Raw genomic sequence first — 25,086 nt, forward strand, 5'->3', positions numbered from 1 at the left:
CGCTAACGGTGCCGCCCGAGGCAATTTCCTGGACGCGAGCTCTCCCCACGACCAGCGTCGGAAATTCCACCATCTCAAGCGGAAATGCCCGCTTTCAATTGGAAAGCGGCAGCCAAGCATCAATTCACCGAAGATCACCTTCATCTGTTCGATGTGATCAAGGGTATCCGAACCCAAAATCCTCATGTTTGTACGTTGACGCAATTCCGCGCAGTGTGATCACCTCTAATCTTTCCCGATTTCTTTTATCATGCTGAACTGGTCGAAAATCTGTTTGGACTTGATGCTCGAGATATCGATCGGCATCGAAATGCCCGCCAACTGGACTGAGCGTTTTCTTTCCATTCTGATCTCGATGTGGATGGCATTGTCCTCCCCGTGATGCTCGACGGCTCTGTTGTAGACGTAGAGATTGCGATAGGCCCTCTAACTCATTCCGTGCTGCGTGACGCGGACAAGGAGCAGCTCGTGCTCTAACCTGCCGACCTAAGAAAAGAACCGTTTGCCGACAGCAGCGCCGTATGCACAAGGCCGGCTTCTTCCCCTTCCAAATACTGTGCACCGCAGTTCGAAGCACGAGCGCGTGACTGACGAGTTGCGCGACATCCGACCTGGCAAACTGTCTACTGCCGTCCGCAAGCTGCCCCGGCAGCGCTGAAATCCCTCCATCTCGTCCAATAAGCGTCGGACCTTTCAGTCTTGGTTTTCGGTCCGAAGGGTTCGTGCCGCGTGACTCAATCCCAATCAACGCCGAGTTCGTGCCAATCAGTCGAGGCACGGATGCCTGCCGCCGGTCCACGGAGATCGTACGATCGGTTCCAGTACAATCGACGTCGCTGGCCAACCGCAATCCGAGGTGCGTGGCAACGCGGGCAAGCTCGCGAGATCAGTTTTGCCGCCTTGAGCGCAGCAGGCAGCGCGCCGAACCGAGGCGGCGGCTACCGCAAGCATGCCATGAGAGAATCGCCTTCGAAGGGGCTTGAAGCGCACGCTGCGTCAAATTGTACATTCTAGTTAGGGCTTTCCGAGTGAGCAAAAAAGGGTCGAGCGATGGTAATCAGCGCAGGTGATGGACAAGATCAACCGCATACGATGCTTGACGTCGCCACCGAGCTCGGTCCGCTGATCATCTTCCATTGCGTGAACGCGAAATTCCGCCTGTTCGCGGCCACCGCTGCATTCATGCTCACGACCGTCTTGTCAGGGATCACATCCCTCGTGGTGAAGGGCAACATGTCGATCACATCGCTGATCACCAGCGTCAGCGTGTTGGTGTTCGGCACGCTGACGCTGGCGTTGCATGAGGATACGTTCATCAAGGTCGAGGCAAGCATCGTCAGCGGACTGCTTTCGACGTTTCTTGGTGGCGCACTTTTGTTCGGCCGCTTCTTCATCGTGGAGACATTGAATCGCATCTTCAATCTGACCCCGCAGGGCTGGCGTATCCTTACCTGTCGCTGGGCGATGTTCTTCGCAGGTATGACGATCTTGAACGAGGTCATCTGGCGAACCGAGTCCACGGATGCCTGGGTGACCTTTAGGACGTTCGGCGTGACGATGTTGAGCCTGCTCTTCGGTTTCATTCTGATGCCGCTGGCCAAGCGCTACGATGCCGCGGCCGTGTCGCGTTCCGCCCAGTCATCTTTGGTCAATGCCCTCCAGCAACTGCCCGAGCCGGAATTCAAGATAGATGTCGAGGGCAGGCCGATAGAATCTGGGTCGAATGACCGATGCGGTGAACGTTGAAATCGAGCGGCATTCCGTTTCGGCATATCCAGAGACTGATCGGATCCGGATCGAGCAAAGGGATGCGCCGGCCTCTAAAGCCGCAAGCAATCGGCATCACCTTCAGGGCAAGTTCTAGGCTTGCGGGTCAGTTCGGCGTTGTCCCGTCATGAACAGCCCTTCGCAGAAATGAGGCGCGTCAATGCTTGCAATTCGCGACAGCGTTGCTGGCGACTGGACCGGTGCGGCACCGGTGCGGATATCGAGGATCCCGAGATCGAACGAGGTGACGATGACGATGATGACGCACTCGCAGCATCTCCCGGTCGGCTACGCCGAGACAAAGCGCAGGTTGGAAGGCACTGGCGTCATGGAAGACGACTCCCAGACGTCGCCGAGCGCACACCCGGCGGAGAACGAAAGCGATGTCGTCCAAACCGAGCCGATCTTAGCGATCATCGGCGTAGTATGTTCCTTCATGGTCTAGGTCTCGATGGTGAACTTCTAAGTATCACTTAAGTACACCAGCAATAGGCGTGAATTGCGGGTTGCATACCCTGTTCTCGAGCGAGGGAGAAGAGCGTGGAGTCTAATCGAGGTGGCTTTTTTCCGGACCATACAGATTGGAGCAGATGGTACACGGAGCAGCAGGCAACGGAGCGCTCCGCGAACGCGCATGCTGAACAATCGAACTTTGAAGAGCAGCTGAGTGGGTTGCGAGTCAGTTCCTCTGATGCTGCCCCCGCAGACGCAAATTCGCCTGATGCGCGCCCCGCAGGGCGGCATCGAAGTATCCGGCGCACTGACGTCGGCGGCTCGATGCGGATGCCGCCACAGTCCGACCTGCAGGAAAATTGGGGCCAGCGGTCAAGCGTAGATGTTCCTCGCGCTTACCGTGGCTCGGCTGCCAGGCCCTCGCAGCCTGACTTGCGCGGCGGGCTGTTCGGCAGTGCACGCTACACCGCGCCATCAGAAGCGCCCCCTGCGGCGCTGACGAAGGATAGCAAAAGCCGTGGACTGTTTTCGCGTGTTAAGTCAAAGCTCGGCAAAGCTTTCGGGACGAGTCGTCGCGGAAAGTCGTCCGCCGGCTCGGCGCTCGATATTGTCTCTTCGGAATTTCACATCGATTTCGTCAAGCACGACCGTGGCGAGGCGGAAGAGAGCCTTGAAGAACCCAGGAAAACTGCGCGCCGCATGTTCGCGGCGGAACGGGAGGTCACCACGCATGAGCCCGTTCGTCAAGACAGCACCGTGTCCCGCATGTCGTCGGGTACGCGAACAGCCACGGAAGACGACGCGCCAACCACAGAACAGCTGACGGGATGCGAGCGCGGTTTGCGCCGTCACGAGATCGAGCAACTCCGTCAGCTGCGTCGGTATCAACGGGAGCAACTGCGCCTTGCTGCACAACCGGACCTTCCGCAGGACCATCACGTACGGCATCCTCAAGCGTGCATAGAGATGGCCCGCGATAACGTGTTGGCAGACCGCAATGGGTACGGCTGGGCGCTGCCATTTCTCGATGGTGGGGCGACGCCAGAGAAAAACGCGGGTTGGCTTGACAGGTACTTCCAGATGCTGAGCCGCTCCACAACTTCACCACAAAGCGATCAGTATCGACCGGATCTGGAACGTTGCACGGATTTGGCCGCGCACTACTTGGTCAAGACCGACTGGTTCGTAGATGCCCCGCTGCAACACCTCGTGCACCTGGGCAGCCAGCTTAGCAAGCGCCCGCGGAGAGCCGCGTGCATGGAGGCCGTCGCCTGGATCGCCGGCGAGGTGTTGGAACAAGACAGCCTGCCGGAGCTGAGTGGCAAGAACTTGGCATTGCTTGCGAACGCGTTCTCGAAGAACATCCGTAGCGATCGCTGCGAGCAAGCCACGGCTCGCCTGGGGCGCGTGCTGCTGCGTGAGCGGTTGGACCGTGACCTAACGGCACAAGGGGTCAGCCTCGTGCTCAACGCGATGAGCAAGTGGTCTGACAATCCAGATTGCCACCGCGCTGTCGAGCATCTCGCCGAGCGAATCGCACACGATACAGACTTGACCTGGGAGATGCAGAGGCAAGCGGTTGCAAACTCGCTCAACGCACTGAGCAAGTGGCCCGACAGTCTCGCCTGTCAGAGCGCCTGTGAGGGTCTAGCTGAACGCATCGCAAACGATGCGGGCCTGGTGCGCGACATGGACCAACAGAACGTCACCAACTCGCTCAACGCGCTCAGCAAGTGGCCCGACAGCCCTGCTTGCCGAATTGCCGGCGAGCACTTGGGCGAACGGATCGCGAGCGACGATACGTTGTTGCAGGAGATGAACGTCGAAGCGGTTGCCAGCGCGTTCAACGCCCTGAGCAAGTGGCCGGATAGTCCCGTCTTCCAACTGACTTCCAGTTTTATGGGCGAGCGAATCGCCAATGATGCGTCCCTGCTCGAGGACATGGACGAGCGACATCTTGCCAACTTGCTCAACGCCCTGAGCAAGTTGCCCGCGAACCGTTCGTGCAGGAAGGCAGGTAAGCGCCTGGCCGAACGGATCACCCGAGACGGCGCGTTGCTTCAGGAGATGAACGCGCGAGATGTCGCCCAGTCACTCAACGCGTTGAGCAAGTGGCCCGGCAGCCGGATCTGCCGGGACGCAGCCCAATGCCTGGCCAAGCGAATCTCAGGTGAGGCGTCTTTGGTCGATGATATGGACGCACAACATGTCGCCAACATGCTTAACGCGTTGAGCAAGTGGCCCAGCAACGAAGTCTGCCTGGATGCAACCGGACGTTTGGCCGAACGTGTCGTGAGCCAGGACACGTTGGTGCAGGACATGAAGGCGCAAGAGGTTGCCATATCGCTCAACGCACTGAGCGGGTCGCCCGATGCGCCGGATTGGCGCTGGGCGTCGATTGCGCTGGCTGATCGGGCGGGTGGGATTGACCTTCCTTGGCGCGATTTCAGCATGGCCGCGCTTGCGCAGGTCAGCAACGCCTTGTCGCAGCTGTCCCACTCGGCAGTGGATGCGGACGACGGGGCGGAGGTTCAAGCGCTGGTGCGCGCGAAGCTTCAGGGGCTGGCCGCGCACCTCGACCTGCATCGGGATCACTTCGAGACGGCGCAGGCCCAGGACATCGCCATGATCTTCAAGGCGATGGTCATTGAACAACTGCAACGCGACATGCGGCCGCTCGCCGGGCCGGCCTTGAACAGGGTGGCAGACCTGTGCCGCGGTACGCAGTTGCGCGAGACGGACCTCGAATCTCTGGGCAACCTGTGCCTGGGCCTGCTGCCCCTGGCCCGCAGCCAGGAACTCTTGCGCCATCACCGCCAGGCACTGTCCGTTTTCAATGAGATGCAGCCGATCGTCGCGCGCAAGATCGATCACTTTCTGCAGGGACAGCAAGCCGATGACGCAACCACTGTTGCGAGCGCTGCGTCCGCCGACGATCAGCACGCCACACGCCGGCCGGCACTGACGTTCTATCAAGTGCTCAAGGCCTACGCCGCAGTGAGCAGGCAGTGGAAGCCGCGCAATGTCGAGGGGCAGCGCTCGGCCGTGCGAGCTCGCCGTGAGCAACTGACCGCCTGGGTCACGGAGACGCTCGAGCGCACACGCGAGGCCATCGATTCAGACCTCGGGCAGACGAGCTGGAACCTAATCGCGCAGATCGAAGCCGGCGACGAAGTGCTGAATGCGCTTGACCTGCACATGCTTGCGCACTTCGAGCGGCTTACGCAAATTCACGCCCCCTCCGAGTTCAGGGTGCAGGACGTGCACGCAAGCATGCGAACGCGACCCGGCCGCCCCCGACCGCTGGACCCTGGCACCGGCGAGACCAAGCACGTCGTGGTGGACATGCAAGGGAAGATGCTGAAGAGCAACGTGGACGACGAGGGCAAGCAGTACTCCCTGTTCGCGCGTCTGACCGGTTTGCCCCTGGTGGAGGTGCAGCTGCCTGGTTCGCTGTCCGCGTTCATGCTGACGCGCACCTTCAATTTCCTGAACGAGCCGTGGCGCTTCGATCTGTTCGGCGGCGGCCGCTTGAGCCGAGGGGGCCGGCGAGGGGCGGTCGATATCCTGTCTGGAGGCACGGGGGCGCCGTCGATGCTACCGGCGGTTCGCTATGCCGACACGGCCCCCGGCAGCGCTCTGATGCAGCTTGCCGCAAAGCTCGCGCCGCAGCGCGAGGACTGGTCGCGCATGCAGCGCGCGCTGCTGGAGACGGTGCCGGGCGACCACGTGGTCGAGGGCACGCTGCGCATGAGCTTTATCGACGATGTGCCAGGCCCTCAGCACCCGTTCAAGCTGGCCGGACCCGGCGGCCAGTACATCGCCCTGTGCCCCAACGACGGCTGCGGCTTCCTCAAGTTCGAGGTGGCCATGCGCATTCCCGCGGTCCGCGAGCACTACGAGGCATGGGTGGCAATGCGCAAAGGCCATGTCAGCGAAGAGCAACGCAGGCTCGTAGCCGAAGAGAGCGAGCTCAAGAGGCTGGCGCCGCAGGCACTGCAGCACTTCCCCTACGACGAGGAAGCTATCGCGGAAGCACATCAAGCAATGCAACTCCGCCTACACAACCTGGCCCGGCAGCAAGGAACATCCGCCGCCGGACAGCCGGGCCTCGGCATCGCTTCGATGATGCTCTATGACCTGACCGTCAGCGGCGGCTATACAGGGCAGCAGATACGTGCGGTGCCGTCCGCCGACGACAAGGTGCATCTGCCACGCCAGCGCAGCGCCGCCTTCGACCGTGCAGGCGGCCCGATTCTGCTCGGCAAGCCGCCGTACGATAAGGAAAATCTGCTGCCGGTGCCCGAGGGCCGGGTCGCGACCACAGCGACGGGGGATGCAACAGCTGAATTCCTGTCGAGGTGCTTTGCCATCCAGTACAGCTACACCGGCTTCAACGACGACTCGGGGGAAGATGCCGAGATGTTGCACAGCAAGGGCATGCTCATCATCCCACCCAAAGGCTGCTGGTCGACCGTGCACGAGAGCATGGACCTGGTGTGCTCGAAGGAGGACATGAAGACCTTGTCGCGTTGGATCGACAGGCGCGACCGCGCCGCCACCCCGAGCGACATGCTCAGCACCGGCAGCCTGCGCGTCAAGGAGATCGTGCAGCCCGGTCGGCTGGGAGCGTTGCCGATCGATGAACTGCGCAAGCGCAACATGGATTGCGACGGCGATGATGCCTTCGTGTATGCGGGCTACCCGAAGCTGGCTATGCATATCGGGCGCGTGATGGACGAGCGCGCAGCGCGGCGCGGCCAGCCTCGTTCCTTCAAGCCGCCGAAGACGGCCACGCCGGCGTTCGCCCCTGAGAGCGGGAACTACCAGCCGGGGCGCGCGGCCGAAATCCTGGCCGAGCAGCGCGGGCGCAGGCTCATGGGCTCGGCCAGCACCCTGGCAACGCGCTTCCTGTCGCAGCCCGGCGAACTGCGCGAGGCGATGGCGCACAGCATGATGTTCGGCACGTATGACGGCGTCGAACGGTCGCTGCGAAACGGCCTGAGCGCCGCTCTCGAGAGTGCACAGCCCGACCCGCAGGCGCTGTATCAATTGGCGGCGCAGGCGTACCAGGCGATCGGCCGCGCGCACATGCCCGAGGCACGCGAGGCGGCCATGCTGCTGTATGGGGAGGCCTTGCGACATTACCAGGCCTCGGGGCTGCCGATGGCATCGGGGCCTGCCGAGGTTTCCGCAGCGTTGGCCCAGCGATTCCCGGACTTGGCAGAAGCCTACACCCAGGCTCTCGACGCCCCGGCACGCATCCGCGCCATCCTGGACAATTACCCGGTGTGCCGGCTGTCGCACGAGCAGTTCCCCGATGGACAGCCCGGGCTGATCCCGGGTGAGCCGGAGCTGACGATGCGCAACCTCTTCACCATCGCGATCAAGGTCGGCACCGACGCGCTAAAGTCTGACACCGGCACGGCGTTATTCTCCAAGGTGATCGAGGCATGCGAACACCAGGAAACCAGGTTCCCTGATCGTGTACGCAATGTGCCTCACGGCAAGGAGACGGCGCGTTCGATGCGCCTCAACCGCTTCGATCCCGACCAGGTCAAGTCCGTGTTGCAACGCATGCCAACGATGGCTGCAGGCGTCATGCATAACGCCGTGCAATTGCTTGAGCAGGCAGGCATGCTGGCACCGCCGACAGCACCTGCTGAACGGGTTGGCAAAGCACCTCGAGCACAAGTCGCGCAAGCCGCAGAAGCGTTATTCGAACGCGCGCTAAAGATGGATCGCGAGATCACGCCGATGCTGCGACAAGTCGTGTCCACCTTCGGGGCCGATCTCGCCGGCCTGAAACACCGGCAGAAATCAAAGGGCTCGCTGCGCTCAAAACTCAATTCACTGACGGCAGCCAGGAACAAGACCCTCGAAGAGGCAGTAGCCGCTGTCAACGATGCCCTGCGCTACAGCGTGGTGCTTGCGCCGCATGACTTCACCGAAGGGTGCCGCCGTATCCTCGCGACGCTGGACCAGCTGGGGCATGCCAGGACGGCGCTAACCAACCACTTCAACAAGAGGAACGAAGCGTTCAGCGCGGTGAGCGTCACCCTGCGCAGCCCGGCTGGTGAACCGTGGGAGATCCAGTTCCACACGGTCGAGACTTTTGAGCTGAAGGAGCGCTATCACGATGTTTACAAGCGCGCTCAGGAGATGCTCCTGCAGGGCGCACCGCTCGCGCAACGACGCAAGGTCACGCACGAGGCTTGGCTGGCCTTCCGCAACATCTCGATACCGCCTGGATGTGACGAAATCGATGATTGGCAGGAGCACAGCTACGCACGTGGCGCTGAATCGTGGGACGCGCCTGGTTACCAAGCCAGCGACACGCGACCGGCCGGCGCGCAGGGCTGGGGTGGCTCCAGCCATGCCGAAAGCGTGGGACCATCAGAGATGCCCATCGGTTTTGGGGAGAGTCATTTTGACGAAAGCGATCCGTGGCAGCACGCCAGCACTTCCGGCTACGACGGGCAAAGCGCCGTCGGATTCGGCGCACCGTCCGCGGCACATCATCAGGTGCCGGCACAGGCACTCGGGGGTGCGTCGCTGCCTGACTTGCCTGTCGGGCCGTTGAGGTACTCGCTCCAAAGGCTTTTGGGGCAATTCAATGCTGACGTGGGACAAGCCAGTGGCCAAGGACTGAATTGCCTGCTGGACACGGTTCTTCAATTTGCCCACAACACGAGGCGTCAGGACTACGAAACGCCGCAGACGCAGCAACTTCGGCAACAGGCTCGGTCGTTGCGGGACAGCCTGGTTCAAGTCGGCGCGGTCGATCCACATGGCGACATCGACCTTTACAGCGCTGCGGGCGTCGGCGTCTTGCTGGCGAACCATTTTGGCCTGCGCATTCAAGCCATTGAGGCAGCAGAGAATGGCAGGCTGACCGTGCATCCTGTCCTGGGTCAGGAAGGTCGGCTGGTGCACATTCTGCACACGCCGGGGCATTTCCAGCCGCTGTGGCCTCGGCACTAAAAAATGAATTGCCCAAGCGTCGCCGTCGCTTCCTCATAGCAAGGTGTGAGCGACGGGGTGATCTTGGTCCAGAGCAGGATGAGATCAGGTCGAGTGGAGGGCAACCGAGGCTCACCTCTCCCTTGGGAGAGGTCGGCGCGTAGCGCCGGGTGAGGGTTACGGCCTCTCGTGCGCGCGGAGGGTGCCCACCCGATTTGCTGCGCAAATCGACCCTTCCCCACGGGGCCCATGGCGGAGAGGTGAAGCGCGTCCGTGGTCGACCCGATTCGATCCGCGAGTACGATGCGGATTTTCGGCCGACGAACGGCATTGAATGCTGCCAGGTACGTTGCGCAAGTGAATGAATGCGGCCCCATTGGTGGGCCGCCGGGCACAGGGCGTATCGTTCTGCGACTCGTCAGCTTAGCGACAGCTGAGCCTCCTAGCGTGAGACGTCTCTGTCTGGACTGCGAGATCCGGCTTGATCTGCGGAGGAGAATGCGATGGTCCCCTTCAAAAATTGGACAACTCAAATTTCGTGCGGACGATCTGACCGCGAGCGAATGAGGCATCGTGTTCGGCGGCCCTGGGATGGCAATCGCGGTCCTTAAAACCTGCTTTATCATTCCTCGGTAGTCACCACCCGTAGCACCGGCCATCAACATCGAGACCTGCCGGTCCGGCGCCACTTCCTTCATATGTGTCGGCGAAGGACATTATGAATACAGGACAGACCCAGCGAAGCTCTGGTATTACTTCCGAAACTTCCGAACGAGGACACCGGCAAGGCTGCCTGTGCGGTCTCACCCAGGCCGCAGCACAGTGGGTCGAAGCCTTGAGGCAGGCGGCCGCCGGCCCTGCCTCGGCGCAACGCCAGCTGGAGGGCTGGGTCGCCGAAGCGGGACAGGGCGAACAGGAGGATCGGCGAGAGGCAGTAAGCCGAATGAGAGCTTGGCAGGGGGCGGGTGATGTCGACGTGCCGCTCAATCTGGTATCTCTGGCGCTGACCACCTTGCCGAATGGCCTGCCGCCAGGGATGCAGGGGCTTGGTATCAGCCATAATCGGCTGAGCAGCTTGTCTATCGACCTGCTGACCGACCTCCGCTGGCTCGATACCAGCAACAACTTGCTGACGAGCTTGCCCGACGCTCTTCCGGCCGGGCTTCAGAATCTCAATGCCAGCAGCAATCGGCTGACCGGCCTGCCTGCCGGCTTCCCGGCAAGGCTCCGTCGGCTCAACCTCAGAGACAATCGGTTGACCAGTCTGCCCGATACCTTGCCGGCATCGCTTCAGCAGCTCGACGCCAGCGGCAACCAACTGGCCAGCCTGCCCGACACCCTCCCAGCATCGCTTCAGCAGCTCGACGCCAGCGGCAACCAACTGACTAGCCTGCCCAGTACCCTCCCAGCAGCGCTTCTGCAACTCGATGCCAGCGATAACCAATTGACTAACCTGCCCGATACCCTCCCGACCGGCCTCGAGCGGCTCAATGTTGGCAGGAACCGTCTGGCTAGTCTGCCCGAGACCCTCCCGGTAGGAGTGGAGGAGCTCGGCCTTGTCGGCAACCAGCTGACGAGCCTGCCTGAGACTTTGCTGACGCAGCTCGGCTCTGACTGCCGCGTTCATCTGGTAAATAATCCGCTGCCGGAGCGAGTGCGGACGAACTTGGCGTCAATCGTGAATAGCCAAGGCTATGGCGGACCGCAGATCTTCTTCTCGATGAGCGACGGGGAGGCGCAAGATCAAGCGCGGCCTCTGTGCGAGGCGGTCGCGGCTTGGCTCGGCGACGAGCCGGAGACAGTAGCTGCTTGGCGAGCCTTCGCAGAGGAGCCGGGTGCCAAAGAATACGCTCGCTTCCTCGACAGGCTACTGGCCACGGTGAACTATGGCAATCGCGAGTTCCGCCTGGCGGTGGCAGACGATCTGCGGCAGGCGGCGATCAGGCCGGGATTGTGCGCCCAGTACTTCCAGTCGGCCGTTGGAGCAAGCGCGAGCTGCCAGGATCGCATCACTTTGGCTTGGAACGGCATGCAGACCGCACGGTTGAACGCTGATGTCGAGGAAGGAGCCTACGACAATCGGCTTGGTGATCTCGTCGAGCAGGGCCGCGTCCTATTCCGCCTGGACGCGCTCGAGCAGATCGCCCGGGAGAAGGTCAGCTCGCTCCGGTTGGTCGACGAGATCGAGGTCTATCTCGCATATCAAGTCAAACTGCGCGACCGGCTGGACCTGAAGCACATCGCCCCGAACATGCGTTTCTTCTGCGCCTCCTATGTCACGGAACACGACCTTGCCACCGCCGAGACCGCCGTGCGAAACAAGGAAGCTGCGGTGTTCGCCGACTATCTGGCAACGAGCTGGCAACCTTGGGAGACGGTGCTGCGCCGCATCGCACCCGAAGCTCATGCAGAAATGCAGGATCGGCTCGTCAATGCGATGGGTGAGGAGTTCGAGAGCCGCCTGACGGAACGGCTCGCCGATCTTCATCTGAACGGTGACGCCGACGCCGCGCGGCAGCTCGGAGCCGAGATCCGCGACGAGATCGCCCGCGAGATCAAGGGCGCGCTGACGCGCCAAGTGCTCGGGGACCACGGCCTCACGCTCCGGCCGGCCGCGCCAGCGCAGGCCGCGAGGCCGGACGGGCCGGTCGGCGCGGACGGACCGTAGCGGTCGATGTTCGAAAGAACGCACTCGGCTCTCGTTGTGTTGACATCCGCTTGTCGATGAATCTCTGTTGAGCCGTATCGTGACGCCCCGACGAAGCGCCGGCGCGGCTGACGACATGAGTGTTCACCGATGCCAATGTCATTGACGGCGACGAACAGCGGCTCTTGCGCATATTTGGTGCAGATCTCCACTGCGCCCCATTGGGGACGATTGTGCATTTTCTGGTGGTTGCCAGTAGCTGTTTATCCTGAACGGCCGTACATCTGGCGCTTGAGCGTCTTGAGGCGGTTGATCTGTTCTTCGACGGGGACAGTAGGGTTGGGTGATGGCTGCCGAACGGCCGCGATGTCGCGGCCGATGCCATCTTTTACGAACGAGGCTAGTTCGCTGCGCGCAGCATTTCGATCCATTGCTCGAGATTCGTATCATCATGCCCCCGTATCAAGGCAGCGAGACGTCGAGCGAACTCCCGGCGTTGGAAAGCTCGAGCGCAAGCTCATGAAGATGGTGAAGGAAACGCTCGGTCGGCTCATCGAGCGATCAAGGCCTCCTTGCTCAGGAGTCGTGCACAGCTCCGGCACGAGGGCGGTCGCCACCGTACATTTGGTGCAGTCGTCGATGAGCGTTGCATGTGGGCAGCAGTCCATCGGTTGATACTCGTTGGGCTGCCTTCAAAACCACGGAGGTTGATTTCAGTCCACGATCAACGGCCCGCGGCGTTCACCTTCCTCCCAGCGCTGTTGCAGATAATCTCTAAAAAGGATCAACGAGGACGGATTCGTGGGGGTGCCGTCTATGTGCTCAGGCTCACCAGCCGCAGCAAGCCGGCGCTCGGCCGTCCTCACGCTCATGCCGATCCGCGGCGCTCGCGCAGCTGATCCAGCTTTGAGGAAGGTTCTATCGATGCTGCTTGGTTGATCTTCGACAATTTTCGGCAAGCGCGGTCCTTCCAGCGCTGCCGACCGCCTTGCGATGACGGCCAACAGCCAAATGCAGCGCTTCACCCAGATTTTGGAGAAGATGAGAACGGTCGGCGACCTGCGTGGCCTCGGGAGCACCACGACGGGCATCCTCAGAATAACTGCCGGCACGATCGCGCGCGATCACTTCGATGCCTGGATGGCGTTCCAGCCAGGAGGCGGCCGCATTGGCATTTCGATTTGGCAAAAGATCGATAACGCGCTTGCGCTCCAAATCACAAATGATAGTGCCGTAGCGTTCCGGCCGAGCGCGCTACCGACGCGCCGGCGTCCGAAGCTACAATGACGCGGCGAGGACTGAGTGGAAACAGGTTTGACAGCCCTCGCAATTGGGTGGCCGTCTCACACCTCAAGCCCGTGGTCCGCGAGCACCTGACGCGTGAGCGCGCCCGTGATCTCGCGGGCGATCTCGTCGCGGATCTGGGCTCCGAACTGCCGCTCGGCATCGCTGTTTCCGATCAGGTCGTGATCGGCGAGCCGTTGCTGGAGGCGGCTGTCGAACTCCTCGTCCATCGCCTCGACGAGTTGATCCTGCATCTGTGCATAAGCTTCGGGGGCGATCCGGCTTACGACCGTTTCCCAGGGTTGCCACCGGGTTGCCAGATAGTCGGCAAACCCCGTCGCCTCCTCGTGGCGCACCCGTGTCTCGGCCGTGCTGAGGTCGTGGCCTGTAACCCAGGAGACCCCGAAGAAGCGCATGTCCGGGGCGATGTGCCGTAGCTCCAACTGCTCGCGCAGCTTGACCTGATAGGCGAGATAGACCTCGATCTCGTCGACAAAGCGGAGCGAGTTGACCTTCTCCCGGGCGATCTGCTCGAGCGCGTCCAGGCGGAATAGGACGCGGCCCTGCTCGACGAGATCACCAAGCCGATTGTCATAGGCGCCATCCTCGACGTCAGTATTCAGGCGTGCGGTCTGCATGCTGTTCCAAGTCAAAGTGATGCGATCCTCGCAGCTCTCGCTCGCCCCGAAGGCCAGCTGAAAGTACTGCTCGCGCAATTGCGGTCTGATCGCTGCCTGTTGCAGATCCTCGATCACGGCTTGCCGGAACTGGGGATTGCCATAATTCACGGTGTCCCGCAGCCTGTCGAGGAAGCTTGCGTATTCCGGGGCACCCGCCTCGTCGGCGAAGTTCTGCCAGGCGGCCAATGACTCGGGCGCCTCCTCGAGCCAGTCTGCCACCACTTCGGGCAGCGGCCGCGCTTGATTCACCGCCGCTCCCACGCCCATTGAGAAGAAGACCCGAGGGCCGACATAGCTTGGCGCATTCAGGGCTGTCGCCAGATTCGTCAGAACCCTCTCGGGCAGCGGATTATCCTCAAGATAAACCATACACCCAAAACCTAACTGCGTTAGCAAAGTCTCCGGCAGGCTGGCCAGCCGGTTGTCGCGCGCCTCGAGCGCCTGGAGCTCGGCTGGGAGGGCCTCAGGCAAGCTTGTCAGCCTGTTGCGGCTGGCATGAAGCCTCTGGAGCTCAGCCGGGAGTGTTTCGGGCAGGCTAGCCAGCCGGTTGTCGCGGACGAAGAGCAACTGGAGCTCGGCGGGAAGGCTCTCAGGCAGGCTTGTCAGCCGGTTGCCGTCGGCTTCGAGCTCTTGGAGTTCAGGCGGGAGGGTGTTGGGCAAACTAGTCAGGCGGTTGCCGCCGACGGCAAGTAACTGAAGTCCTGCCGGGAGCGTCTCAGGCAGGTTGGTCAGCCGATTGCCGCGGACATCGAGGTCCTGGAGCTCGGCCGGCAGGGTTTCTGGTAGGCTGGTCAGGTGGTTGCCGACGACGGCAAGTGTTTGAAGTCCCTCCGGAAGTGTTACGGGGAGGCCGGTCAGCTGGTTGCCGCCGATGGTAAGTGACTGAAGTGCCGCAGGCAAGGTGTCAGGCAGGCTGGTCAGGCGATTGTTGCCAACCTCGAGCGTCCGGAGTTCGTCCGGAAGGGCGTCGGGCAGGTGCATCAACTCGTTGTCGCTGACGTTGAGCGACCGGAGATCGGGCGGGAAAGCGGCGGGCAAGGTCGTCAGGCGCAAGTATTGCAGCTCCAGACGCGCATAGACGTCGCCGGCCTCTCCCCAGGCTTTGATTCGTCTTACCGCCTCTTGCCGATCCTCGCCTTCTATCTGCTCCTCCTCGCCAGCCCAACTGTTCAGGATCTGGTCAAGCTGCGATCGCCAGAGCACGGCATCTTCAACGTTCGTCGGATTGCTGACAGAGCCGGCGGCGGAGGCCCGCCCGTCGCTCCAGGCTTCGACCCACTGCGCCGTTGCCGGGGTGAGCCGGTGTCCTTCTTGTGAAGGATTGCCATCGCCCGACAGAGGCTGTCGGTCGAGGCTCCATGCCCCGAGATTGTGCTCCCAAGAAGTTGTGGGGGTCTTTGGCCACTCATCATCGTCCTCCGCCCACGAAACCTCCTCCTGATCGACAGTATGCCCCGGCAAGTGGACAGCCGAATCCATGCCGTGCCAATAGTCCGTCAGCCTGAAACTGCCGGCTGGCAATTGGCCACCGCGATTCGCGGCCGCAAAAACCACATGTTGATTACCCGGTTGCTCAGACCCGACGGGCGGATTCGAGGGCAACTGCGAGGTGCCTTCCCCGATGTGGTCTAACCAGCCCGTACCACTGTTCGACACACCATAAGGATCGCCGCGACGATTTGGATTGCGGGGCGGGCGCTCGCGCAGGTGCAACTCGTTCAGGTGCTGCTGAAACCCCGCTTGGTCCACTTGGGGCTGTCGCAGTTCCTCTGGTTCTGTCCTGCCGAAATCCGGGGACTCGAATGCGTTGAGATTGTTCAACGGATTCATCCCATTCTCCTTTGACAGATCCGAACGGCTAACGGCAGACCCCGATCGGCATGCTCTCGCTAAGCGGCGTAGCTTTCGAGAAGCTGACGAATCAGATGTCCTCTGAGTCTCCGCCGGACGGTTATCACCTAACTGCTCGCGCTGCAGCTCGACATACCTGGGCCGAACCGTGGCGCTTCGAGAAACCGATTTCGTAGCCTCAAGGACGTCAGCGCTTGTGCGCGCCGGCAAATTCATGTTGGAAAAGTGCAATGCAGTTGCCTGTGACGTCCACTGACGTAAGGTCGTAAATTCGCCTCTGCCTGCCCATCCTCCGACACGGCTTCCCTAGCGAAATTCTCCGTTCCGGCGCGATCTCGTTGGAGATCGGCCAATGCTCACGGCGCGAGAACCAAGACGGTGCGCACGGCCGAAGGTAGAAATCTCGTCACGCAAGCCGCTTGTGTCGACCTGGTTGAATGTCCGCCACGTAGAGGTTGATGTAGATGCCAACCCGCGCGTCAGCTTAACGTCAGCTGGGGCGACTATGAATGTCCGCCCATCTGAGCAGCCTCAATGGGCTGCTAAGCAACTTCATCGACACGAGGCAAATTGCATGTATGGTCGAATCAGTGGCTCACCCAGCCAATCCAGCAACGCGAGCCAGGCTGACGAGGCGAGATATTCGGCAGATAGCCACAACTTCGCGCAGGCCCTTGAAAACATGCATTTGGGGCAGAACTCACGCGCTGGTTCGTCTTCACCACAAACATATTCCATGGTTGACCGACCTCCTGTCGTGGAGATCTCAAAGCGCTCGTTTGCTGAACAAGCAAAGGCTTACCATGGTGATGAGATCAAGCATATTGCGGCGAACCCACAAGAGTACTCGCCTCGCATATCCGATAAGGCCATGCTCACAAAAAAGGTCGCCAAGAAATACGGCACCACGCAATTCGATACCGAGAACGCGCGTTATTTCAGCTATCAGCTAGGCAACAAAAGTGTCGGACTTCTAAGAACAGAAGGCGGATTTGCGATGCGTGACGTGTTCGAAGGAGACCAGTGGCGGAAATCGTTCCCGGGCCGAACCAAAGTCACATCCACCGTAGATCTTCAGATAACTCATCCCCTTGTCGATAACGCAGGCGATATCCTGCTGGAACATCAACTTCGGCTCGACGGCGATCAAGCGCTGCTCCATTCTCGTCCTGCTAATCCAGAAGCGAGAATCCGCTCGCTCGCGTTGGGCTTTATAGATGTAGATGAGGACAACATGGTGCTTGATCCCACCCAGCATCGCGGCAAATGGGAAAAGAATCGTGATGGTGAATGGCAGCGTGCGGACAAACCGGTACGATATTTATCCCAAGCTGAGGTCAGTGACAGCGAGAGCGAAACAGCGCGCGTCCAGTCCGAGGATGACTATGACTTTATGTAAAATCGTTGAGGATTTCTGGCAGACGAGTCGCGATGGGAGCGGACCGTCAAACTTGTCGGTTGCTCGTTCAAGGCGGCTTGCTCAACCGCCGGTGGACGGTATCGGTGTTATTAGGCGTTCGGTTGCCGTCGCGCAGTTTTTGCCCACATGGCGAGGAGGCATGAGCCTCTTTTCTGCAGACAAGATCAGGTAGCTCTTCCGCTTGAGCAGAATGTGCAGGCGCCGATAGACAAATCGGCGCCTGCGCGATCATCCTTATGTGTTCGCGCGGGCATCATCCGGGCCGAGCGTGCCGCATCTGTCAGTGCAGCAATCGGCCGCCTTTCGTTCGTTCCTCGTCGCCGGGGATTGCCCTTCCGCTATCACGCGGCTTTGGAGGCTTGAGTGTGGTCGGCACAGGGAGATGTTGGTCGGGCCCGCTGTTCCGGTGATGTGTGACGATCCTCATCGGGAATAGCTGATTTGCCGATGAGAAAAATCGCAACTGCATGTCCTGCTTCACCTCTTGGATTGTGAGTGATCGCTCAAGGCCTGTTCATGCGACGCGTAGGGGGCGCCCGTACGCCAACGGCATGATGTGACAGACGATGAGGCGATTGAAGGTCGATCCTAACAATCTCTTGGCTTGGAGCAAATTCGGCTGAAGCAACCCGCGCCGCCGGTGCAACAGCATTTCAGCCCGGACGGATGGTACCGAACGGTGACCTCCATCCCGATTCTGGAATGACAAGGTGACGCAGCAGCAATCCTCGTGCTTCTGGAGCCGATTTACTGAGGCGCACGACTTGCCATGCTTGGCCGGCGTCTGACCGGACGATCGGTCCAGGCTCACTGCACAAGCCCCTTCACTGGCTCATTGAGGAATGCGGCTAGCAGGGTATTCGACAATAAGCTCGTCTCAATATCACCTTGACGACGCCTGCGCGGGCAAGGGGCCGTCCTGGCGTGGACTGTCTGAAGGATAAGGGCCTTCAGTTCGTCCATCCCGAACAATCGTCGCTGACGAACCGCGAAACAACATCAGCACGGTCTCCCGCGACGGCATCTCCACTGAGCGTGGTCGCGCCTGCGCCTCCGCCACAAGACCATTGAGCGTCTGTTCCACGAGCGCGATGAAGCGTGGTGGACCGGACGCAAGGACGAGGCCGTTTCCCGGCGCCGGTCTTATTATATAGCGCTCGTCGGAAATGTTGAGCGTATCGAGGGTCGACTTGAGTGCGTCGAAGCTAATTGAAGTTAGGACAAGCAGACGAGTTTGCGCTTCCTTTGCGGTAGACACGTAAAGCACGAGCCCATCGTAATACCATTGAAGATTGTAGAGCTGAGTGAGATGGTCGAGGAACTCGCGCGGCGGTAGATCCGGCATGTGCCCGCGAATCCGTCCCTTCACCTCTGCGCTAATGGTGACTCTGATACTGAGGTTGTTGCCGAATTCCTGCAGCGCGGCAGAAATCTCCTGATCCAGAACCGTATACCGATAAGGGGGCGAGGGCAGCGACAGGGGAGCGCCCAGCGCCAAGTGGATTCCGCTGCAAACGAGAACGCCGACACACAGAACTCCGTCCAAAACGTGCCGTATTATGGATCGAATGAGCATTCATGGTTCTCTTTGACTTAAACCAACGGAGTAACGTTGCGTAAACGTGAACGCGAAACGTGATCTTTAGATGACGACGCGCGGGCGAACTCGTCAGCTTGTCGTCAGCTGGCCTCGCTAGGCCATTGAGCCGGTAATGGACTCGAACGGCTGGTCGCATCACATCTCGAAGAGAGCGAGGTCTTTCCATGATGATGTTAGGCGCTGCGCCGATCTCTCGCAATCTAACCGAATGCCTGTCCAAGACCTGGTCGGCAACAGCGGTCGACGAGCAGGCCCAGTTTGAGCAGAGTCTTTTGCAAGCGGCTTCGGTTCAAAACGGTGCGCCTCCAGTGACAGAAGTGGCGCCCGTTCCGCCGACATCAGAGGTGTGGCGTGCAACAACGCCGGCGAGCCCGCTGGGTGATCGCATCCTCCAGAATCTTTCCGCGATGTGCCGGGTCAACGCAGTTCCGAAGGGTGCGCAGCCTGCGCCGGCGTCGGAGCCCCTTTTGCTGCAACCGGGCGCAGCGGGAACACGTGAGCCGGCCGCCTCCCATGGCGCAGGTGATTTCGAGGCGATGATGACGAATCTGAAGGATGTTTCTGACGGCGTCATCCAGGTTACGCTGATTTCAAATGGTGTCGGCAGCCTCAGTTCATCTCTGAACAAGCTGATATCGGCAGGCTGAGTGGGGCGAATGATTGGTTCAATCCGCCGCGTAAGCGGCAAGGCGCGTCCGCCCAGCAAGCGGCTCCACGTTGTGGCCCTGCTGCCGCTCCTGCTTCCTCTTATTGGTTGCAAAGCCGATCTCTACACAAAGGTTCAGGAGCGTGAGGCGAACGAGATGCTTGCGGTCCTCCTCAAGAACGGTGTCGATGCGGTCCGCGTTGCTGCTAAGGACGGAACCAGCACGATTCAGGTCGAGCAAAACCAGATTGCCGCCTCGATCGACCTGCTGAATGGCGAAGGTTTGCCGCGCCACGCTTTCAAGAGTCTCGGCGAAGTGTTCAACGCGACAGGTCTGATTGCTTCGCCGACCGAGGAGCGCGCCCGTTATGTCTATGCGCTGAGCGAAGAATTGTCGCGCACGATTAGTGATATCGATGGTGTTCTCTCAGCGCGCGTCCATGTTGTTCTGCCTAAGAACGAGCTGTTGCGGCGCGACACCACGCCATCTTCGGCGTCTGTTTTTATCCGGCACGATGCTAAGGCAGATCTTGCAATCTTGCTGCCGCAGATCAAAATGCTCGTCGCCAACAGCATCGAGGGCCTATCCTACGACAAAGTGGCTGTGGTCTTTGTGTCAGTCGAGCGGCCTGCACTGGAGCAGCGGCCGGCGCCTGCAGCTGGTTTCGCCCAAACCTCTGGTGTCATTTCAACGCCATTGCTTGCGGTCGGCGTGGGTCTCGGCGGATCGGTATTCGGCGTGCTATCCTACGTATTGCTGAGCGCTCGTCTGCGGCAGCGTAAAAAATCATCTCACAAAGTGGCCACGGTTGCGGGGCGTTCGGGCGCTTCCGCTATCGAGGCCGTGCGCAAAGCGCTCAACTCCAATGCGGCGTAGTGTGGTGTCGGACATGGTGAGACCGGATCCCTCCGCCGAGCGGCATCGTCCGCTCAACTTTCCCTCTATCGGTGTTCGTGAGCTTGCTGCCTCGATTCATCCGACCCGCCTTGCCGCACGACTTGATGCTAATCTCTCGGCTGCGACGTTGGTACGACTGCAGAAGAGTCCGAGGCTGCAGATCAGACTGCCAAGCTTGCTGCTTGACCATGAAATGGACTCAAAACGAAATGACTTCGGGCCAGACCTTCTCCACGGACGTGATCCGAAGAGGGCTGCTCTGCTCGCCGGCGGTATCTGGCATGCCCGTTCGCTGACAAGGCTGATTTCAAAGCACGATGTCGCTGTTCTGATCGGGCGCATCGGAATCGAAGTGCAGGCTTTCGGGATCCGACATGCAGCGCACGCGGTTTCAACCAGCGTTATTGCCGACCCACAACAGCTTGCGCAAGAGATTGAAGATCATGGACATGGCTGTCTCGGCGCTTGGCTCGACGAAGCGTCAGCATTTGATCGCCGCCGCGTGCTTCTACGCTTAGCTATCGGAACGGCAGCGGACAATCCTGCGGCTGAACACCGCGATGCCGCGGGCCGATTGTTTTCCCTGGTGTTGCCCCAACTGGCGACGGAGGCCCCAGCGGCATGACGGCCGACGACTCCGCGCCGCCCGTCGCTCCGCATATCCGCCCGGTTGGGCGAATAGTAGCGGCGAAGGATCTCCAGATCTGGCAGACCGCCGTCGAGGCGCGAGACGTGGCCGAGCGGCATCTGCAGCGGGTTCGCGCCTGGGCGCGCAGAGCTTACCAGAAGGAACGAGCGCGCGGCCATGCCGAGGGGGTGAGGGCCGGCGCCGAGGAAATGGCACAACTGGTTGCGCAGACTGCCTCGGAAGTGGCACGACAAAAAGCCGTTCTGGAGCAGGAATTGTCAGCTCTCGTGATGGAGATCGTAACTGATCTATTGGGCGCGTTCGACCCCGGCGAGATGTTGGTGAGGACGGTTCGTCACACGATTTTGCAGAAATATGGTGGGGCGGAACTTTCTCTTCATGTGTCTCCCATGGATGCTGATGAGCTTACGCGCGAACTTGCCGCGTATGACGGACGGCAGGGCCGGCCGGCGGTCCGAATCGTTCCCGATCCGGTGCTGTCGGCACACGAATGCGTGCTTTGGAGCGAATTCGGCAATATCAATCTCGGGCTTGACGCACAGCTCCGCGCCCTGCGTCTTGGCTTTGGGATAGCACCTGAGGCAGGCGAACAGTGATGGCGGGGGGACCAAGCCGTCGCGGTCCTGAGGGAGAGGGAACTCTGCCCGCAGCGTTGGCGCGTCTTCGATCTACAGCAAGGCATGTGGACACGCGTGCCGTACACGGACGGATTACCCGGGCGATCGGCACGCTCATCCATGCGGTCTTGCCGGATGCTCGCATTGGAGAGCTTTGTGTCCTTGAGGATCCGCGCACCGGATGGTCACTTGAGGCCGAGGTGATCGGTCTGTTGCAGGATGGCGTGTTGCTGTCGCCGATCGGTGACCTGCAAGGCATGTCCAGCCGCGCGAAAGTCGTTGCTACCGGACGAATGCATGAAGTGCCGGTCGGACCCGATTTGCTTGGTCGGGTGATCGACAGCTTCGGCCGCCCGCTCGATGGCAAGGGCGTCGTCAAAGCCACGGAAACCCGACCGCTGCGTGGCAAAGCGCCAAACCCGATGACAAGACGCATCATCGAGCGGCCCCTGCCACTCGGCGTTCGCGCCTTGGATGGTCTTCTGACTTGCGGCGAGGGGCAGCGGATCGGCATTTATGGAGAGCCTGGTGGTGGCAAGTCGACGTTACTGTCGCAGATCGTAAAAGGCGCGGTCGCTGACGTGACCGTGGTTGCGCTGATAGGCGAGCGCGGACGCGAAGTGCGTGAATTCATCGAGCGTCACCTTGGACAGACGGCCCTTTGCCGCACGATCGTCGTCGTTGAGACCTCCGATCGCTCAGCGATGGAGCGGGCGCAATGTGCTTATACGGCAACCGCACTCGCCGAATATTTTCGCGAACAAGGCCTGCGCGTCGTTCTGATGATGGATTCACTAACGCGATTTAGCCGCGCGATGCGCGAGATCGGTCTTGCTGCCGGCGAGCCACCGACCCGCCGGGGCTTTCCTCCCTCTGTCTTTGCCATGCTGCCAGGTTTGCTGGAGCGCGCTGGCATGGGCGAGCGCGGCTCAATCACGGCCTTCTATACCGTGCTTGTTGAAGGTGAGGGCACGGGCGATCCGATCGCCGAGGAAACGCGCGGCATTCTCGATGGTCATATCGTTCTTTCACGCTCTCTCGCGGCACGGGGGCATTTCCCCGCCATCGACGTGCTGTCGAGCCGTAGCCGCGTTATGGATGCCGTCGCATCTGCGCCGCATCGCCAGGCAGCATCCTTCTTCCGTGATCTGCTCTCCCGCCATGCAGAGGCGGAATTTTTGATCAAGGTCGGCGAATACAAGCAAGGCAGCGATCCGCTGACGGATCAAGCTATCGCATCGATCGATGATCTGCGCGAGTTCTTGCGCCAGAGTGAAGGCGATGCGTCCACCTTTGAGGAAACCGTTACATGGATTTGCCGTCTGACCGCATGAGCTGCATTCACGCTTCGAGATTGCGACACGTGAAGGATATGCGTGAGCGTAGTGCTCGTCGTGAGTTATCCAATATGGAAGCCAAACGCCGTATCGCGACCTCGGCCGCGGAGCACGCAGGGCGGGAACTTGCAATTGCCGAGCAGCATCACGCACAGGCCGAGGCCGAGGTTTATCAACAGTTGACATCATTCGGTACCTTGTCCGTCGTTGAACTCGATCGTTGCCAGCTCACCCTTGAGAGGCTTGCTAATGAGATCACGTCAAAACGCTTGAGGCTTGAGGACGCGCGCATCGCCCAAAAGCAGGCCGAGACCGCGGCAGCCGAGAGCCGTACGCACTTGGCCAAACGTTCCGCCGCAACCCATAAATGGCGGCAGATCGAGATCGACGTCCGGCGTGCGGCCGATACCCATTCGGAAGTGACGGCTGAGCTAGAGGCCGATGATGAAGTCTTGCTGCGCTATCGGAGGGGGTTGCCCATGATGGTCGCGGACGGCTCAATTTGATGACCGTTAGTCCTGATGCGATGCAAATGCGCTGTCCTGTCCAACCGCCTCCAGCAAGTCATGCGGACGACGCCAGGTACGAGCTGTCTCTCGTTCTGACCCATACTCTCGTCTCGTGGCTCAATAGAATCGCACGGCCCCGCACGTCTGTGCGCATTAATCTTGGTGATAAGCCGCTATCGGTGCGGCTGGAACGACTTGTGTGGCAGGAAGAGCCTTCACCTATCTCGATGCTCGACTGCGTTTGGGGCGTCGAAGATGATGCGATCGTCTTGTCGATACCACATGCGCTTGCCGAGGCGGTGATCTCGACAGTCCAGAGTGGCCTCGCTTTATTTTCCGAGCCAAGTCGTTCGCTGGTACTCGAACTTGCACTCGAGCCGTTGCTCGCTCGTCTGGAGTCTGAGACACAGCAGAGACTGCAACTTCTCCATGTCGGAAAGGCCGAGACGAAGGGGCCCTATATCGAATTCGACATCATCTACGGTCCCGTCAGGGGCAAAGGCCGCCTGTTTCTTTTCTCGCCTCTTGCTGGACCGATGCCGCCGGCGTTCCACGCCTTAGGCGAGCTGCTCGGCCAGTTGCCGCGAGAGATGCGCAAGCTTTCCACAGACCTCCCTGTCATAGTTGCAGGAGAAATCGGCGCGCTCCGCGCTTCAGCCTCGCTACTTCGCAAGACGCGTGCAGGCGACGCTTTGTTGCCGGAGGTCATGCCATTCGCCCGTGGCCAGATCATCCTCACTGCGGGCCGGTTATGGACCGCGGCAGATGTCACCGGCAACCGCCTGACCCTGCGCGGACCGTTTCATTCGCGACCGCGCCCTCTGGAGTTTGCGTATATGACGACACAACCCGGTTCACAGCAGCCGCCCTCGGAAGCCGATCTCAACGACATCGAGATCTCGCTTGTCTTCGAATGCGGCCGCTGGCCGATCACGCTCGGAGCATTGAGAAGCATCGGCGAAGGACATGTGTTCGAACTTGGTCGTCCGATCGACGGCCCAGTCGATATTCTTGCAAACGGCGTCCGTATCGGGCGTGGTGACATTGTACGTATTGGGGACGAGCTCGGCATTAGACTCCGCGGCGGGTTAGCCGGCCATGACTGACATTCAACCAGCGATCCTGGCGCTTCTTGCGATCACGGCCGGGCTCGGCTTGTTGGTCTTCGCGGTCGTCACGACCACGGCCTTCATAAAGGTATCCGTCGTTCTCTTCCTCGTTCGCAACGCACTTGGAACCCAATCGATACCACCGAACATCGTTCTATACGGCGCAGCATTGATCCTCACCGCCTTCACGAGCGCGCCCATCTTCGAGCAGAGCTACAACAAAGTCGCCGATCTGCAGCTCCGCTATCAAACGCTTGAGGATTTTGTAACCGCTGCGAAAGAGGGCAAAGAGCCGCTGCGAGGCTATCTCAAGAAGTTCACCAATGAAGAACAGCGAGGCTTTTTCCTGTCCTCGACTGAACGTGTCTGGCCAGAGGAGATGCGCGGTAGAGCCACAGCCGATGATTTTGTCATTCTCGTCCCATCTTTTCTAATCTCTGAACTCAAGCGTGCGTTCGAAATCGGGTTTCTACTCTATCTTCCCTTTATCACTATCGATCTGATCGTAACGACCATTCTAATGGCCCTCGGCATGTCAATGGTGTCTCCGACAGTGATATCTGTTCCTTTCAAGCTCTTTCTATTCGTAGCCATTGATGGCTGGTCACGTCTCATGCACGGGCTTGTGCTGAGCTATGCAACGCCTTGAGGTTGAA

At 60.4% G+C, this 25,086-nt stretch carries 17 protein-coding genes and 1 pseudogene; 13 read left to right on the forward strand and 5 right to left on the reverse strand.

Going from position 1 to position 25,086, the window contains the following annotated elements; all coding sequences use genetic code 11:
• Positions 1-1,050: 1,050 nt before the first annotated feature.
• The 4 genes and pseudogenes from ACKWRH_RS05955 to ACKWRH_RS05970 form a co-directional block, all read left to right on the forward strand.
• Positions 1,051-1,644: pseudogene (locus ACKWRH_RS05955) on the forward strand (inner membrane-spanning protein YciB); the annotation flags it as partial.
• 283 nt (positions 1,645-1,927) lie between these two features.
• A complete protein-coding gene (locus ACKWRH_RS05960) occupies positions 1,928-2,212 on the forward strand; it encodes a hypothetical protein (RefSeq protein WP_445219706.1) in 285 nt (94 codons plus the stop codon).
• A 440-nt stretch (positions 2,213-2,652) separates the two neighbouring features.
• Positions 2,653-9,204, forward strand: a complete 6,552-nt coding sequence (gene xopAD, locus ACKWRH_RS05965) for a XopAD/skwp family type III secretion system effector (RefSeq protein WP_445219707.1) — start codon at positions 2,653-2,655, stop codon at positions 9,202-9,204.
• Between the two features lie 697 nt (positions 9,205-9,901).
• The gene (locus tag ACKWRH_RS05970) at positions 9,902-11,851 is read left to right on the forward strand and encodes an NEL-type E3 ubiquitin ligase domain-containing protein (protein WP_445219708.1); all 1,950 of its coding nucleotides are present in this window, start codon (positions 9,902-9,904) and stop codon (positions 11,849-11,851) included.
• A gap of 242 nt (positions 11,852-12,093) precedes the next feature.
• On the opposite strand, the gene ACKWRH_RS05975 is transcribed toward ACKWRH_RS05970, so the two are convergent.
• The 4 genes from ACKWRH_RS05975 to ACKWRH_RS05990 form a co-directional block, all read right to left on the reverse strand.
• A complete protein-coding gene (locus tag ACKWRH_RS05975) occupies positions 12,094-12,261 on the reverse strand; it encodes a hypothetical protein (protein WP_445219709.1) in 168 nt (55 codons plus the stop codon).
• Between the two features lie 282 nt (positions 12,262-12,543).
• Positions 12,544-12,789, reverse strand: coding sequence for a hypothetical protein (locus ACKWRH_RS05980; protein ID WP_445222645.1), 246 nt, complete (start codon positions 12,787-12,789; stop codon positions 12,544-12,546).
• Positions 12,749-13,045: a transposase gene (locus ACKWRH_RS05985; RefSeq protein ID WP_445219710.1), complete on the reverse strand. Its 297-nt coding sequence runs from the start codon at positions 13,043-13,045 to the stop codon at positions 12,749-12,751. The genes ACKWRH_RS05980 and ACKWRH_RS05985 overlap by 41 nt, the downstream gene beginning before the upstream one ends.
• A 128-nt stretch (positions 13,046-13,173) precedes the next feature.
• Entirely contained in the window at positions 13,174-15,624 is a 2,451-nt protein-coding gene (locus tag ACKWRH_RS05990; RefSeq protein WP_445219711.1) for an NEL-type E3 ubiquitin ligase domain-containing protein, read from the reverse strand.
• Positions 15,625-16,219: 595 nt separating this feature from the next.
• Between ACKWRH_RS05990 and ACKWRH_RS05995 the strand changes: the two genes are divergently transcribed.
• Positions 16,220-17,044 (forward strand): Effector protein NopP, encoded by an 825-nt coding sequence (locus ACKWRH_RS05995; protein WP_445219712.1) that lies wholly within the window; start codon positions 16,220-16,222, stop codon positions 17,042-17,044.
• Between the two features lie 904 nt (positions 17,045-17,948).
• Here the strand turns inward: ACKWRH_RS05995 and ACKWRH_RS06000 are convergent.
• Positions 17,949-18,641 (reverse strand): secretin N-terminal domain-containing protein, encoded by a 693-nt coding sequence (locus ACKWRH_RS06000; RefSeq protein ID WP_445219713.1) that lies wholly within the window; start codon positions 18,639-18,641, stop codon positions 17,949-17,951.
• A 188-nt stretch (positions 18,642-18,829) separates the two neighbouring features.
• Here ACKWRH_RS06000 and ACKWRH_RS06005 point away from each other — a divergent pair, with 188 nt between their 5' ends.
• Genes ACKWRH_RS06005 through sctR form a run of 8 tightly spaced genes read left to right on the forward strand, consistent with a single transcriptional unit; the run spans position 18,830 to position 25,079 of the window.
• Positions 18,830-19,312 carry a nodulation protein NolB gene (locus tag ACKWRH_RS06005; RefSeq protein ID WP_445219714.1) on the forward strand — a complete coding sequence of 161 codons (483 nt, stop codon included), beginning with the start codon at positions 18,830-18,832 and terminating at the stop codon, positions 19,310-19,312.
• Between the two features lie 9 nt (positions 19,313-19,321).
• Positions 19,322-20,188: a type III secretion system inner membrane ring lipoprotein SctJ gene (sctJ, locus tag ACKWRH_RS06010; protein WP_445219715.1), complete on the forward strand. Its 867-nt coding sequence runs from the start codon at positions 19,322-19,324 to the stop codon at positions 20,186-20,188.
• Between the two features lie 13 nt (positions 20,189-20,201).
• Positions 20,202-20,834, forward strand: coding sequence for a nodulation protein NolU (locus tag ACKWRH_RS06015; RefSeq protein ID WP_445219716.1), 633 nt, complete (start codon positions 20,202-20,204; stop codon positions 20,832-20,834).
• Positions 20,831-21,454 (forward strand): type III secretion system stator protein SctL, encoded by a 624-nt coding sequence (sctL, locus tag ACKWRH_RS06020; RefSeq protein ID WP_445219717.1) that lies wholly within the window; start codon positions 20,831-20,833, stop codon positions 21,452-21,454. The genes ACKWRH_RS06015 and sctL overlap by 4 nt, the downstream gene beginning before the upstream one ends.
• A complete protein-coding gene (gene sctN, locus ACKWRH_RS06025) occupies positions 21,454-22,809 on the forward strand; it encodes a type III secretion system ATPase SctN (protein ID WP_445219718.1) in 1,356 nt (451 codons plus the stop codon). Before sctL ends, sctN begins: the two co-directional genes overlap by 1 nt.
• Positions 22,785-23,318: a hypothetical protein gene (locus ACKWRH_RS06030; RefSeq protein WP_445219719.1), complete on the forward strand. Its 534-nt coding sequence runs from the start codon at positions 22,785-22,787 to the stop codon at positions 23,316-23,318. The genes sctN and ACKWRH_RS06030 overlap by 25 nt, the downstream gene beginning before the upstream one ends.
• Before the next feature lie 26 nt (positions 23,319-23,344).
• Positions 23,345-24,427 carry a type III secretion system cytoplasmic ring protein SctQ gene (gene sctQ / locus ACKWRH_RS06035; protein ID WP_445222327.1) on the forward strand — a complete coding sequence of 361 codons (1,083 nt, stop codon included), beginning with the start codon at positions 23,345-23,347 and terminating at the stop codon, positions 24,425-24,427.
• Complete coding sequence (gene sctR, locus ACKWRH_RS06040) at positions 24,420-25,079, forward strand: type III secretion system export apparatus subunit SctR (RefSeq protein ID WP_445219720.1); 660 nt, start codon at positions 24,420-24,422, stop codon at positions 25,077-25,079. The genes sctQ and sctR overlap by 8 nt, the downstream gene beginning before the upstream one ends.
• Positions 25,080-25,086: the final 7 nt, after the last annotated feature.

It is taken from the genome of Bradyrhizobium sp. Pa8, assembly GCF_052588265.1.